General features: G+C 48.7%; 14 protein-coding genes and 1 pseudogene. 14 read left to right on the top strand and 1 reads right to left on the bottom strand.

Going from position 1 to position 14014, the window contains the following annotated elements; genetic code table 11:
* Window positions 1-383: 383 nt before the first annotated feature.
* The 8 genes and pseudogenes from BN162_RS07380 (at window position 384) to BN162_RS07350 (ending at window position 7907) form a co-directional block, all read left to right on the top strand.
* On the top strand, window positions 384-779 hold the full coding sequence (locus BN162_RS07380) for a hypothetical protein (protein ID WP_020224435.1): 396 nt from the start codon (window positions 384-386) through the stop codon (window positions 777-779).
* Window positions 780-823: 44 nt separating this feature from the next.
* Window positions 824-1018, top strand: a complete 195-nt coding sequence (locus BN162_RS07375; protein ID WP_147612153.1) for a hypothetical protein — start codon at window positions 824-826, stop codon at window positions 1016-1018.
* Between the two features lie 400 nt (window positions 1019-1418).
* The gene (locus BN162_RS07370; RefSeq protein ID WP_020224433.1) at window positions 1419-2951 is read left to right on the top strand and encodes a hypothetical protein; all 1533 of its coding nucleotides are present in this window, start codon (window positions 1419-1421) and stop codon (window positions 2949-2951) included.
* A gap of 13 nt (window positions 2952-2964) precedes the next feature.
* Window positions 2965-3834: a substrate-binding domain-containing protein gene (locus tag BN162_RS07365; RefSeq protein ID WP_020224432.1), complete on the top strand. Its 870-nt coding sequence runs from the start codon at window positions 2965-2967 to the stop codon at window positions 3832-3834.
* A gap of 15 nt (window positions 3835-3849) precedes the next feature.
* Window positions 3850-5358, top strand: coding sequence for a hypothetical protein (locus tag BN162_RS07360; RefSeq protein WP_020224431.1), 1509 nt, complete (start codon window positions 3850-3852; stop codon window positions 5356-5358).
* An 11-nt stretch (window positions 5359-5369) separates the two neighbouring features.
* A complete protein-coding gene (locus tag BN162_RS07355; protein WP_020224430.1) occupies window positions 5370-6266 on the top strand; it encodes a substrate-binding domain-containing protein in 897 nt (298 codons plus the stop codon).
* Window positions 6267-6561: 295 nt separating this feature from the next.
* Window positions 6562-7049 (top strand): annotated as a pseudogene (locus BN162_RS19245) (MATE family efflux transporter); the annotation flags it as partial.
* Window positions 7050-7058: 9 nt separating this feature from the next.
* Window positions 7059-7907 (top strand): MATE family efflux transporter, encoded by an 849-nt coding sequence (locus BN162_RS07350; RefSeq protein WP_390620512.1) that lies wholly within the window; start codon window positions 7059-7061, stop codon window positions 7905-7907.
* 111 nt (window positions 7908-8018) lie between these two features.
* Here the strand turns inward: BN162_RS07350 and BN162_RS07345 are convergent, their stop codons facing one another.
* Window positions 8019-9110, bottom strand: a complete 1092-nt coding sequence (locus BN162_RS07345; RefSeq protein ID WP_020224429.1) for a YdcF family protein — start codon at window positions 9108-9110, stop codon at window positions 8019-8021.
* A gap of 101 nt (window positions 9111-9211) precedes the next feature.
* Between BN162_RS07345 and iadA the strand changes: the two genes are divergently transcribed.
* The 6 genes from iadA (at window position 9212) to BN162_RS07315 (ending at window position 13989) form a co-directional block, all read left to right on the top strand.
* Entirely contained in the window at window positions 9212-10345 is a 1134-nt protein-coding gene (gene iadA / locus BN162_RS07340; protein WP_020224428.1) for a beta-aspartyl-peptidase, read from the top strand.
* A 113-nt stretch (window positions 10346-10458) separates the two neighbouring features.
* Complete coding sequence (locus BN162_RS17810; protein WP_020224427.1) at window positions 10459-10845, top strand: helix-turn-helix domain-containing protein; 387 nt, start codon at window positions 10459-10461, stop codon at window positions 10843-10845.
* A 3-nt stretch (window positions 10846-10848) separates the two neighbouring features.
* On the top strand, window positions 10849-11664 hold the full coding sequence (locus BN162_RS07330) for a hypothetical protein (protein ID WP_020224426.1): 816 nt from the start codon (window positions 10849-10851) through the stop codon (window positions 11662-11664).
* 61 nt (window positions 11665-11725) lie between these two features.
* Window positions 11726-12412, top strand: a complete 687-nt coding sequence (locus BN162_RS07325; protein ID WP_020224425.1) for a DNA-3-methyladenine glycosylase family protein — start codon at window positions 11726-11728, stop codon at window positions 12410-12412.
* A gap of 61 nt (window positions 12413-12473) precedes the next feature.
* Window positions 12474-13013: a methylated-DNA--[protein]-cysteine S-methyltransferase gene (locus BN162_RS07320; protein ID WP_020224424.1), complete on the top strand. Its 540-nt coding sequence runs from the start codon at window positions 12474-12476 to the stop codon at window positions 13011-13013.
* A gap of 343 nt (window positions 13014-13356) precedes the next feature.
* Window positions 13357-13989, top strand: coding sequence for a flavin reductase (locus BN162_RS07315; RefSeq protein ID WP_020224423.1), 633 nt, complete (start codon window positions 13357-13359; stop codon window positions 13987-13989).
* Window positions 13990-14014 lie beyond the last annotated feature (25 nt).

The following is a 14014-nucleotide window of genomic DNA, read 5'->3' as shown; positions in this document are numbered from 1 at the left end:
TGCCTGTGGGGAAGAACCTTCGACACAGCCTTCATCTTGTGAAGCAAGAGAGAGGAGGAAGGAACAGAACTGCAGGAATACTCTCCTGGCAAGAAACAGAGTGGGGCTCTGAAGATTTAGACTTTCAGAGTGATGCTTGCATCACTTTCTTGTGGCTTTTTTGAATGATCTTTAATGATCGGTAACATTTATTTCGTGTGTCAGATTTTCGTCTTCTGCATTTTGTGTAAACAGGCTATAATGAAATCAAATAAAGAAAATGGGAAGTCCCCGTTTGTCTGCGGTCAGCTGTCAGATATTCATGCCATGGATAACGGGAACTATTCTATAATCCACCATCGTGTAAACGATCGAAATTTCATATTTGGGGGAGGTTCGCAAGCATGTTTCGTAACATTTGGAAAGGGATAAATAAATTGCTGTCCAGGGGCGGCTGGAACTGGATTTATTGTATTTTCTTTGGCATCGTTGTGCTGAGTTTGTATCTCGGTCATCATTCATCATGGATAGATAAGAATATCCCTGTAATCTTGACGATGAAGGAGCTGGGTTATGAAAACTCGGTTACAGAAAGTGCCGATTACAGAACTTATCGTAAGAATATCAATCTATATCGTTTACGAATCGCGAATACTTCGGATTTATCGGATGAACAATATCAATTTCTCAGTATTACATTGGTTGAAGCCGCGGATGGAAATCATGCTTTCCGTAAAAAAAAGCGGAACAGGAATGGATTTCCGATTGTAAGAGCGGCTGTTTCGCGATCGACAACCTAAAAAGCATCGACGTGGATCAGGACTTTTTCAGATTGGAGCCGGATGTGTGGAATGTAGAACAGGCTTATGCGCTCTATGATGAAAACTATCCGGAAAACAAATATGATCGAAATTATGTGTTTCTGCTTAAAGAAAATAGGGCTTTGATTTTGGAGTTTAAAACATCTTTTCCCATGACCTCAGAGAAGATTGAGGTTCTAAGTCGTCTGACAGACAAGGTTATTGAAATCCAAGAATAGACTAACATTCATGAGAAATTTCAATATAAATCATGTAGCTTTTTTTATCGTGTTCTTAGAGAATATTTTAGCGTTCTTAACGTAACTGATGAGCTTAATTTCATCTTGATCAAGAAATCAGTCGGATTAAGATGAAATTTCTGAGTTAATTTTCACAATGCAGGAAACGTTTTTTCTATGTTAGGACAGTTCGTGTTCTATGACCGTAATAAAAGTGTAAGAGTCAGGTTGTTCGGATAATGGTAAAATAAAGGTGAAACCAATCACCTGATATTTGTGGCGGGAAATCTGGTTTCTAACAATTCAGAGCAGGAAAAACACGGTGAGAAGATCACAAGAAATAGAAATGTCCGCAAGCCATTTGTGGCCGTGGACGATCAATAAGAAAGAAGGGATGGCAATGGCGCAACGATGGAAACGACTGCACTGCTTTCTCTTATCCGGCTTTCTGTTTATGGGCGGGTGCGGTACTTCGGTATCCCAAGCTCCGCAGAATTCCGAAAATACCGCGGACGGGGAAGCAAAGCCGTCGCTGCATGATGAGAATTTAAGCTTTACGGAACAGAATCGTGTTTATCCGATTGAATTAACACCCGGCCGGATGTGGTTGGTTAACCGCAAGGGTGAAACGGTTGAGGCTCAGACGCAGTCAGCGCTGATCTATGATCAGCTGACACGCCAGCCGCAGTATAAAGTGAAAACCCGGCGGATTTGGTCGGGAAAAGCGGATGAATATGATCAGCCGATCTATACTAACCAGTCGGCACTCTATACGCTTGAGGATCAATGTCTGGCTGATTGGGATGACGTTATCTATGAAGGCGGGACAGGCAGACTGGTCATTCGGCGGGACTATGCCGATGAATTTGATTCGATGATGGAACTGCCGGAAACCTATCAAACAGCTCTGATCGACGGGGCAGCACAGACCGTAGTTCAAGATGGTGTTTTTCAGCTGAAAGCCATTGATCATGAAAATTTAATTGCGGTGGATAAAGAACGCCGCTTGTTAGGCGTGGTGGACAGTGAAGGGCAAGCTGTATCCGGATTTCCGGCAGCTAAAACGTATTATGATCCAGAGGCGGCGCAGGGGCGGATTGTCGCCAGCTCGGTCAGTTTTTTGGAAAACGAAGCACGCCGCATGGACACGCTGCTGGATATTCATTTGAATCCGCTGTTCAGCGCCCCGCGCATCAATACGGTTTATAAAGGGTTGCATGGCCCCTATTTTATTACCTATCAGAAACAACAGACGGCAATCGTCAGCTGGGAAACGTTGAAGCCGGTTTATGTCGTGGATCCAGATTGGGAATGGACGTATTTTGATGGTGAATTGATGTTAGTTTACCGTACCGATGCGAATACGAAGGAAGAAGCAATGGTGATGCTGGATTTGAATGGCAACGAATTATTCCGCGGCGAAGATCTGATCAGCGCCCAACCGCAGTCCTCCAAAGCCAAAGCTGAACAATTTTTAGCGGTTGAAAAGGAAACGGCGATGCTGATCGACCGCAGCGGTCAGATTCTGAAGAAACAGACGATCCCTGGATTATCAAGCTTATATTGTGATCGGGAAGGACTGTATTTTTACGAAGCCTATAACGCGGAAGGTCAAATCAGAACCGGCTTGCTGGATGGCGCACTTCAGATTGTGATTCCGGCAGAAACCTATGAGACGCTTTCGATAGCGACGCTGCAGGATTATTGGATCCAGCCGATGGATTACCTGCTTGCCGTTCGCCGTGAACAAACGGGAGAACTGACTGATATTCTCGACTTAAACGGAAATGTGATCTTTGCCGGGGCAAATCGAATTTACAGCCGTGGGCAAGATCGCTTTGCGCTGCTTCAGGGTGAAACTGCCGGCTTGATCAATGGTCAGGGTGAGTGGCTGGTGCAGCGCTCGATTTACAGCTTAGGCTGGGATGACTAAGGAGGGACAGCGGATGAAACGAATAAGCAGGATAATCCTGATCCTCGGATTGTTGTTCAGCGGCTGTACTGCCAAAGTGGAACCGGAAAATTCCTATCAGGTTGAAGCGTTTCCGCTGACTGCGGCTTCCTGGCCTTTGCAGGCCCTGCTGAATGAGCTGCATCGTGAGCTGAGTCCGGATCCGGATTGGATCGCGGGCGAGGCCAGCGGCAGTACGCAGGCAGCCTGGCGCACTCTGATTCAGGTGGTTAATCCCAAGCCGCGGATGATTCTGGCCTATGAGCCCTCTGCTTTGATGCGGGAAGAGCTGCAGGATTATGATACATTGTGGCAGGCACAGACGATCGGCTACGACGCTTTGGTGATGGTGACCGGTCAGGAAAATCCTGTCGATACCTTAACTCTGGAAGAAATCCGTGATATTTATGCCGGTAAGATTACCAACTGGAAACAAGTCGGCGGGGAAGATCGGGCGATTCGGATTTATGCTCAGGATGAAAACAGCGGTCTGCAGACCGCGTTTGAACGGCAGATCATGCAGGGACAGCCGATCCGCCTTCCTGAATTAGAATGGGTCTATGAACGTCCCGGTGTTGTCCGCCAGGAAATCGCAGCGTTTGATGCCGAGGCGGACGCCTTGGGCTTTTCCAGTCTGCAGATGGTGACGCAGGTCAATCCGCAGCCTGAAATCAAGCTTGTGCGGATCGCGGGCATCCTGCCGAATGCAAAGACGATTGAAAACGGGAAATATCCGCTGCGGCTGCCGGTGCTGCTGGCAAGCAATACAGCCTCTGATGCAACGATTGCCGGCATCACAGACTGGCTGCTGAGTCAGCGCGGCCAGCAGTGGTTGAGTGAACACGGTTTAGTTCCCGTACAATAAAAGGAGATGGAAACCATGAACGGTCTGAAAAAAGGACTGATCTTGGCGACAGCGGGATTGTTGGCAGCCGCCTGTCAGACCTCATCTGCGCCCCCAAACGAAGCTTCTGCAAAGCCTTCTGTTACTCATGTCAGCGATGAACCGGAAAGTCTTCGTCCAAGCTTTTCAACAGACAATTTTTTAAAGGAGCAGGATCCCAGGCAAGTGCTGACGCTAGAATACAACGATCTGCAGCGCTGGATTGTCGATGTGAACGGCAATTCTATTGAGGGAGTAACGCAGATTGAACCGGTTTTGGATTTGGTCAGTGGGAAAACCACCGCCTACCGGCTTATCCAGGCGACACTTCCCGATGTCAAGTCAGATGGGCAGCTGCGGGTTGCCTTGACCCAGACAGCTTTGGCGGATAGTGAAGGTCATGTGCTTCAGGATTTTGCCCAGGTCAGCTATGCGCCGGAGGGTTTCTTGAACTATGTCATTCAATATCAGCAGCCGGAGAACTCATTCTGGGAAGTGAATGGAATCGATCCGGAAGGGGCTTTGCTGAACCGGCAGACAGGAGAAATAATTCTGGACGATGTTGTTTCTCTGCACCGATTAAGCAGCGGTCAGGTTTTATGCTTGAACGCTGAGTACAGACAGATTGGTTTGCTGCAATCCGACGGATCGCTGACTCCAACTGCAGAGTCGCCGCTGCAATTTGTTGAAAGCGGCGAAGGCTGGTCGCTGTGGCGGTCTTCATCCGGCAATGAGCTGCATGATGATCAGGGGAAAGTGCTGTGGAAGGGCGGTTTTGTCCAGGTTCTTGATGAGGGCAGCGGCCATCTCTGGCTGTGTGAATCTGAATATGAAACGCAGGAAATCCTGATTGATCCCCTCCATCAGCTGAAATGGGAAGCGCCGGCTCGCTTTGTCTATGCGGATGCGGAACTGGCGGTTGTCGGTGACTGGACGAATTCTTATAACCAAGGAAATCAGCTGATCGATTTGGATGGGAAGCAACGCGCCGAAGGCTATGTGAGTGTGGCTGCCAATCCGCGCGGTGGCCATGAAGCGCAGAACTTTCTGATGGTGCGTGAAGATACGGTGGATAAGCTGGACCGCGGCGGAGAGCTTATCCAATCTCAGGCGATTTTAGGGATTCAGACGATTGAAAGAATGGAAGATGGATTATTTAAATTCACGGTAGTTGATGGAAATGCGACGACGGAAGGGTTGATCGATGATGAACTGCAGATTCTAATTCCAGCCGGGCAATACAGCACGATTTCTTTCATGGAACGCTGGAGCAATCGGAAAATGGAGCATTATCCTTATTTTATCTGCTGGAAAGATGTGAATTACGGGCGTCGCGCGGATATTTATAACTTGAAGCTTGAAAAGATTGCGGAAAATGTTGCAAAGATCGGAGATCTTGGCGTTGACCGGCTGCTTCTGATCCAAGGCTTTGAAGGCGTATTGATGGATCAGAATGGGCATCGGCTGTCCAGTATTTCACTGTTTACCGATTATCAGGGAGATTAGGGGTGAATCTTATGAAAAAATGGAGTTTGACCGTCTTGTTAATTTTGGCTCTGACCGGCTGCACTGCCGTGTCCGCACCCGTTGATTCTTCACCAGAGCCGCAAACGGAAGGGATTGCCGGATTGTCGGCAGAGAATTATCCGCATGTCGATGGTTCAACGGCGACATTGCCGTTAATCGCCGGCTTATACAGCCGGGCAACCGGAACAGACCGACAAACGGCGGAATCTTTGGTTTCCGTCAGCAAAACTTCTTCGGCCTGGCGTTCGCTGTATCAGCATGGCTGCGATCTGTTAATCGTCTATGAAGCTCCGGAAGAAATCGCGCAGGAAATTTCCCGAATGGATTTTGAAATCCAGCCGTTGGGTCTGGATGCTCTGGTCTTTCTGGTTAACCGCGGCAATCCGGTGGATACTCTGTCGCAGACACAGCTGCAGGATATCTACGCTGGAGAGATCACCGACTGGAGCGAGGTCGGCGGGGAGCCGGGTCCAATTCAGGCCTTTCAGCGCAATCCTCAGAGCGGCAGCCAAGCTTTATTTCTGAAATTATTGATGAAGGACCGCGATCCGATGGAACCGCTCAAAGGTTTGGTGCCGGAAGAGATGCAGGCGTTAGTGGAAGGCGTTGCCGAATATGATGGAGAAGGGGCTTCGCTGGGCTATTCGGTCTACTATTACGCGCAGGAAATGGTGAATCATCCGGATGTTAAGCTGTTGGCGGTGGATGGTGTAGCGCCGAATGAGGAAACAATCGCTCAGAAGCAATATCCGCTGATCAACAATTTCTATGCTGTAATCCGTGCTGATGAAGAACCCGACAGTCCGGCCCGCATTTTATTCAACTGGCTGAAAAGCGAGGAAGGCCGCGGGTTGGTTAAAGAAGAAGGGTATGTGCCGGCAAATTAACCGGCGTCGATTTGGTTTTATTTTCTGTTCTTTCTATGAGATTCCATTTCAGATTTGTCTGGGATGGAATCTTTTGAGCTTATGGAAACAGCCTAACAGTTGTATAAAATCAACGGCTGTAAAAGTTCCTTCTAAGAAACGCGCATGGATTCTTTTTACCGAGCGGCCGCATTCTTTTTTTTCTGAATCATTGATTCAGAAAACCTTGAACAGCAGGAAAATATTTACCTGAAAGGAGTGACTTTTCCATAGCGGTATGCTACACTAAATGCTGTTTTGAAATGGGGAGAGAGCTATGGAAAAAGAACAAACGTTATTGTCTGGGGATATTAAAAAAACGTATGTGTCCTATCTGATTCCGACAATCGTCGGAATGCTGACGAATTCGATTTACTGCATCGTGGACGTCATGTTTGTTGGTTTGTGCATTGGGGCGCAGGGATTGGCCGCTTTCAACATCGCGATGCCGGTCTATACGATTTATTCTTCGCTGGGACTGATGCTGGGTGTCGGCGGCGCGGTCACCATTTCCGTATTGATCGGAAAGGGAAAAAGGAACAGGTCAGTCAGGTTCTGACGATGACGGTGCTGTGCAGTGCTTTGATCGGAATTTTGATGAGCGCCTACGGATTGTTATTTCCCGATGCTTTTGCCCGCATGCTGGGGGCCAGTCCTGAGCTGCTTCAGGGGGTCAAGGATTATCTGCAGCCGCTGCATTGTGTTGCGCTGATTTATATTTTAAACTGTACGATGCAGGTGATCATCCGCGCGGATTACAATCCCAAGCTGGTTATGTGTGCGGCGGTGTGCGGCAATGCGACCAATATTCTCTTTGACTGGCTGTTTGTTTCGGTTTTCCAATGGGGACTGTTCGGGGCTGCGGCGGCAACCGCGCTGGGACCCTGCGTAGCGATGAGCATCTGGATATTCCATTATCTGTTAAAAAAGAACACATTCAAGTTCACAAAATCATTTTGGGATCTTTCTCTGTTTCAGCGCATCATTAAAAATGGCGCCGGAACGTTTATTCTGGAACTGAGTCTAGGCTGCGTCGTGATTTTCTTCAATATCGTATTACTGGACGTCAGCGGCCAAGATGCTGTGGCGGTGTTTGCGATCATCTCCAATATCGCTTATGTCGGCAAGGGGATTTTTAACGGGATATCGCAGGCGGCTCAGCCGATGCTCTCTGTCAACTATGGCGCCCGCAAGATCAAACGGGTTCAGGCAACATTGAGAACAGCGCTGATCTGCGCCTTAATCTTTTCGCTGGGCTGCTATCTGTTGATTCTGATCTTCCCGCGGCCGATCATTGGATTTTTTATCAACAGTTCGGATGCCGGTCTGATCGATCATGGCGTCTGGGCCGCGCGGATCTACTTTATCTCCTTTGTCTTCACAGCGGTCAATACTGTTTTGATGTATTATTTCCAATCAGTGGAAAGTATCAAGGTAACGACGATGATCGCCCTCATGCGCGGGCTGATCTTCATTCTCTTGGGCCTTGCGGTCTTCCCGAAGTTTTTAGGCGAGCTGGGGGTCTGGCTGACGATTACTTTCGCGGAGGCGACCACCTTGCTGATCACCCTGCCAATCCGGCGAAGACTGGATCGAATGTTAGTCAGCGAATCCATCGAATAAAACAAAAAGATCAAAATTCCTGATTTCGGAGTTTTGGTCTTTTTTTAAATCTTTAGATGAAGGATGAATATGGACGCCCAATGAACACGGCTTTCGCTGAATGTCTGTTCTTTACAACAAGCGGATGAACAACGCCGCCAGAAGCAGCAGTGCCGCCGCAATCCATGGAAAACATAAAATCCCGGCTGCAATCAGATGAAATTTCTTGTGCATCATCATCGCTGCGATATACTCACGCAGGAAAGCATTGTAGGAAAAGTAGGTCACGGTTCGTGAGCCGATGCCGCTGCAGCGCCGGATACCGGCTTTGCGGGAAAGCAGTCCGGCCCGGAATACATGATAGTCACTGGTGCAGAACAGGCATTTATATGACTTCTTCTGCTGATCCATAAGCTGTTTGGAAAAGACCATATTTTCATAAGTGCTGACGGATTTGTTTTCAACTAGAATCCGAGCTTCCGGGACCCCTTGTTCCATCAGGTATTCCTTCATCACGTCCGCTTCAGCCCGCGGTTCATCCGGCCCCTGCCCGCCGGAAGGAATCAGGATCAGCGACTTTTTTCGGCGGGAGAAAAGCCGCTTCTTTTTAGCCTCCTGTTTATGATAGAAAGCCAGGGCTCGATCACAACGCTGTTTTAATAAAGGCGTTAAGCCTTGACTGTTCACCTTGCAGCCTAAGATGATCAGAAAGTCCTGATTCAAAAGCGGCCGGTTCAGCTTAAACAGCCAGCTCGATACGAGGTAGCAGACAAAGGTAAAAATCAAATACAGATACAAGACGGCGCCCGCAAGCAGCGCCAGATTGAGAAACCATGGCAGCGATTGGGAATGCGACAGACCAAGCGGAAGGATCAGCCAGCCCAGAAGGAAGGCCAGACCAAAGATCAGCGAAAGACTGTGCTGAAGACTTATGCCTTCTTTTTCCCATAGCTGCGGTGAACGGATCAGAAAGACTGCGCCCAGAATCAAGGACAAAATTGGAAAGAAAAACAAGGCGGAAAGAAACAGGCCGACGCCCGCAAAAAGCCAGAAAGAACCGTGCGTGTTCAAGGCCAGCAGCGTTAAGTCAGCCATAATCAGAAACAGACCGATGGTTAACAGCACGCCGTTGATGATCCGCCGTTTATCACTGATATAAAATAAGCAAAACACAGCGAAGTAAATCACCGTGGCTTTGCCGGCAAAATTGATAAGTTCATTCATCCGAGGTATCTCCCTGCTTCATTTCTGCTTCCATTATACCCTTTCTCATCTGTTCCGACACCCGGCATCGTGTTAAAATGAAAGAAAAACAGGAGGTTTTTATGATTGTATTGCAGCAGGCAGACGTATATGTCCCGGATTTTGCGGGACGTCAGGATATTTTGATCGCCGGCGGACAGATTGTGAAGATGGCGGAGCATCTGGATTGCCGGGAAGCGGAGGTTATTGACGCTCGTGGGAAAATTGCGGTTCCGGGTTTGATTGACCAGCACATTCACATTACCGGCGGGGGCGGGGAAGGCAGCTTTCATACGAAAACACCGGAAGTACAGCTCTCGGCTTTAATTGAAGGGGGAATCACGACCGCTGTGGGATTATTGGGGACCGACGGGTTTTCACGTTCCGTGGAAAATCTGATATCCAAGGCGAAAGCGCTGAAAGAAGAAGGACTCAGCGTCGTGTGCCTGACCGGCTCATACAGTTATCCCAGCGTGACGCTGACCGGCGATGTGAAGAAGGATATTTTGTTTATCGACGAAGTGATCGGCGTCAAGCTGGCTCTGGCGGATCATCGCAGCAGCAACGTGACGCTGGAGGAACTGATTCGCCTGGCTTCCGATGTGCGGGTGGCCGGGATGCTTTCCGGTAAAGCGGGAATCGTGACCCTGCATATGGGGGATGATCCGCAGGGCTTGAACAAGGTCTTTGACGCGCTGAAGCAGACGGCCATTCCGGCGAAGGTTTTTCATCCGACGCATGTGACGCGCAATCCTGTCTTGTTTGAACAGGCGCTTGAATTTTTGCGGCTGGGCGGCTGGATTGATTTGACGGCGGGATCAAGCCGGGAAAAAAGCTGCGGGGATTATATCGAAATAGCTAAACAGCGGGGACTGGATCCCAGCCGGATTACGCTGAGCTCGGATGGACAGGGAAGCTGGTCGAATTATGATGAACGCGGCAGCCTGACGCAGATTGGCGTATCCAGCGTCCAAGCTCTGCACCAGCAGCTGGTGCGGATGGTGAAGGAAAATCATTTTGATCTGGCCGAAGCTTTGAGCTATGTGACAAGCAATCCTGCCGACGCGCTGCAGCTGAAGCATAAAGGCCGGCTGCAGGAAGGAATGGACGCGGATATCGTGCTGCTGGATGAGGATCTGGCTGTTGATACGGTCATCGCCCGCGGTAAATTGATGATGAAGGATCGGCAGTTACTTGTTCGGGGAACTTACGAATAAAAGCCTGGAAAGTTAGAAATCCATGAATCGTGGAGGAAGTCAAGCAGGCATGGATTGCGCGGATTCCATTTATTTTCGTACAATGAAGGTGTGGAAATAAGGAGGGATTGAATATGAATGCAGAAGAAATGGGACACCGGATTGCCAAACTGCGCAAAGTCCGGAACCTGACTCAGCAGCAGCTAGCGGATCAGCTGAATGTGACCAACCGCGCGGTTTCCCGGTGGGAGCGCGGCGAAGGGTATCCGGAAATTACGCTGCTGCCCAGGCTGGCGGATTGTCTGGGGGTAACAACCGATGAAATTTTAGGCCATGCCGCAGCGCGGAAGCCGGCTCTGCGTTTATCGCAGCAGCCGCAGCTGATGATCTGGACAGGACTGATTTTGATTTTTGCGGTTGAAATCGCGCGGCGGGTTTGGCCGCAGGGAGCTATTCTTCTGTCGCTGACAGGAATGACAATGTTAGTGATTTTAGCGCTGATGATTACGATGATGAAGTAGCCCATGAGTAAACTATGCGGTGTGCTTTACAGCGGATTGTGGGTTTGTTTTGTTATTCAGCTTGCGGCTGAGCAGATTTATACATCGTGGCGGCCTTATATCGGATTATTGCCGATGGTGGGGCCTTATCAGAAATTGTCGATCTCGTTTGCAAACAGTTGCCAATATCCAGTCTTTCTGCAGTTTCAGTCCTTGCTGGTGCAGGCGATCTGGCTGCCTGGTTTGTTTGCCGCCTTCGCCGCTTTTCTGATTTTAAACACGAAGCTGAACTGGTTTGTCAAAGACTCCGGATGGATCAAGCTGATTCAGTCACTGGCTTGGTTTTGTCTGATCGGTTCAATCCTGGCTGGAATTCTCTTTCAGCTTTCTTCACAATGGAGTTTTAACGAGCTGCCGCCCGTGAGTGCGGCACGGTTGTCCCAGCTCTATCCCATTGTTATTACACTGTTGATTTTGGCCGCGGCTGCCGGTCTGTTATTTCTTTGGCGGCCGATGAAGCATGGCCGCGCAGCGGGGCTTTCGGTTTTTTTGTTAAGCGGATTTTTTATCAGTTTGCTTCCGATGCAGAAGCTGGATTACTATTGGTTTAAGGCAGAAAAGTTAATACCCGATATTACGAAGCTTACGGAAGGGTGGGACCGTATTCATCTTCTGATTCAATGGACTCGTCCGCTGCAGCTTGTCGGGATTGTTTGTCTGGGATTCTGTGTGTTGGTGATTATCCGACAGGAAGGAATAGCCGCGAACGGAAAGCTGACTGCGAAAATCAGGAAGTGTCTGAAAGCTCTGCCGCAAAGAAAGAAATCTTTCGGAAAGTGACCTTTCCTTTATCAAAAGCCGACGGTTAACATAAGATCGGCGTCAACGTGGAGGATACAACATGCATGAAGCGAAAAAAGCTGTATTCAAATATGGCGAAACGGAAATCAATTATTTAAAGCAGCGTGATCCCAAGCTGGGCCGTGTGATTGATCAGATCGGCTGGATTGAACGCGCGGTCGATGACGACCTCTTTTCGGCGATCATTCATCACATCATTGGTCAGCAAATTTCCACGAAGGCTCAGCAGACAATCTGGAAGCGGATGCAGGAAGATCTGGAAGACATCAAGGCCGCGGCTATTTTGGAGGCTGGGACGCAACGGCTGCAGGCGTGCGGAATCACCTTTAAAAAAGCGGCATATATCGAGGATTTCGCCCGCAGGATTCAATCGGGTGAACTGGACTTGGAAAGGCTGAAGCAGCTGCCGGATCAGGAGGTGATTGATGAACTGGTCAAGTTGAAAGGGATCGGCGTGTGGACAGCGGAAATGATTCTGTTATTCTGTCTTGAGCGTCCGGATGTATTCAGCTATGGGGATCTGGCGATTCTGCGTGGTTTGCGGATGATTTACCATCATCGGAAAATAGACCGCCGGCTGTTTGAAAAATATCGGCGGCGCTACAGTCCTTACGGCAGTACAGCCAGTCTGTATCTGTGGGCGGTGGCCGGCGGGGCAATCGAAGGAATGCGAGATTATGCGCCAAAGACAAAGAAACCGCAAACCAAAAAGGCAGTGCAAAGATGACGAATAAGCGAAGCAGAACCATCTGAATGCTTATTAGGATGAAAGCTGCAGGAGGAGAAAAATGATCTATACGCGAAACTATGGCTCACCGATTGGAAATTTACTTCTGGCGGAAAGTGAGGGACAGCTGATTGGTCTGTGGCTGCAAGGACAGAAGTATTACAAAGGATCACTGCGCGAAGAAATGCAGGATCGAGAAGATTCTGAGATCCTTTGTCAGACTGGACGTTGGCTTGATCGCTACTTTGCCGGGGAACAACCGCTGATCAGTGAATTAAACCTTGCGCCCCGCGGCAGTCAATTCCGCCGAGAAGTTTGGAAGAGGCTTTGTGAAATTCCGTCTGGTGAAGTGACAACCTATGGAATGATTGCGCGGGAACTGGCCAAGCGTTTCGGCGTTTCAAGAATGTCCGCGCAGGCTGTCGGCGGAGCTGTTGCACATAATCCGATTTCAATAATTATTCCCTGCCATCGAGTTGTCGGAACACAGGGAAGCTTGACAGGCTACGCCGGTGGAATAGATAAGAAAATCTGGCTGCTTCAGCAGGAGGGCGTGGATCTCAGACATTTTTACATCCCCAAAAAAGGGACCGCACTGTAAGCTGAACGTTATGCGCTGAGTCATGATTGAAATCTAACAGCAAGTGGGCTGCAGAATGGAGCCGCAAGCTCAGGACTCAATGTCTGAATGATGTCGGAATAGATAAGAAATGAAGCAGATTATTTCGGTGATCTGTTTTTCTTTTAGTTCAATTCGTGAGTTTTGCGGAAAAAAAAGGGTTTAAAACGAAAAAAAGGGGAATCGTGAGAAAAGTAAATCCGAATGGATGTTCCGCAGTTTATCTTTATCATTAAAACTGTAGTTAAAGTTGTTGACAAACAGAACGATCTGGAAGATAATGTATATAGAAAATGATAATCATTATCAATAAAGGAGGGCAATCATGGATCCCAAAGCATTCTTCAAACTTAGTTATGGTTTATACATCATCAGTACAGAGGCCGATGGCAAGCAGGCTGGCTGTATTGCCAATACGTTCAATCAGGTGACCAGTTCGCCGGCCCAAGTCAGTGTGACTTTAAATAAGGACAACGCGACAGAACAGAGGATCGAAAAGAGCGGCAAATTCGCGGTTACCGTTTTACAACAGAGTGCTGATATGGAACTGATCGGCCGGTTTGGTTTTCACTGCAGCCGTGATACGGATAAGTTCTCCGGCCTGGACTGCGGAACGGATGAACAGGGATTGCCTTACGTTAAAGCCCACGCCGCTTCCCGCTTCTCTTGCAAAGTTGTAAAAACCCTGGATTTGGGAACGCATGTTCTGTTTATTGGTGAGGTTGTCGGCAGTGAAGTGCTGGATAACGGACCGGTGATGACTTATGAATATTATCATCAGGTTAAAAATGGCAGGACGCCGAAAAATGCGCCGAGTTATCAAGAGGAGAAGAAAAGAGTCAGCGGTTGGCGTTGCCTGCTGTGTGGTTATGTTTATGAAGGCGAAATTCTGCCGCCGGATTTCATTTGCCCGGTCTGCAGCGCTCCAGCCTCAGCCTTTGAAAAAATTGAATCGTAATCGTGGATGAGCTTATCGATAGAAA

Origin of the sequence: Holdemania massiliensis AP2 (genome assembly GCF_000327285.1) — a bacterium.
Lineage (GTDB): Bacteria > Bacillota_I > Bacilli_A > Erysipelotrichales > Erysipelotrichaceae > Holdemania > Holdemania massiliensis.
This window is presented reverse-complemented; position numbering and strand designations above follow the sequence as displayed.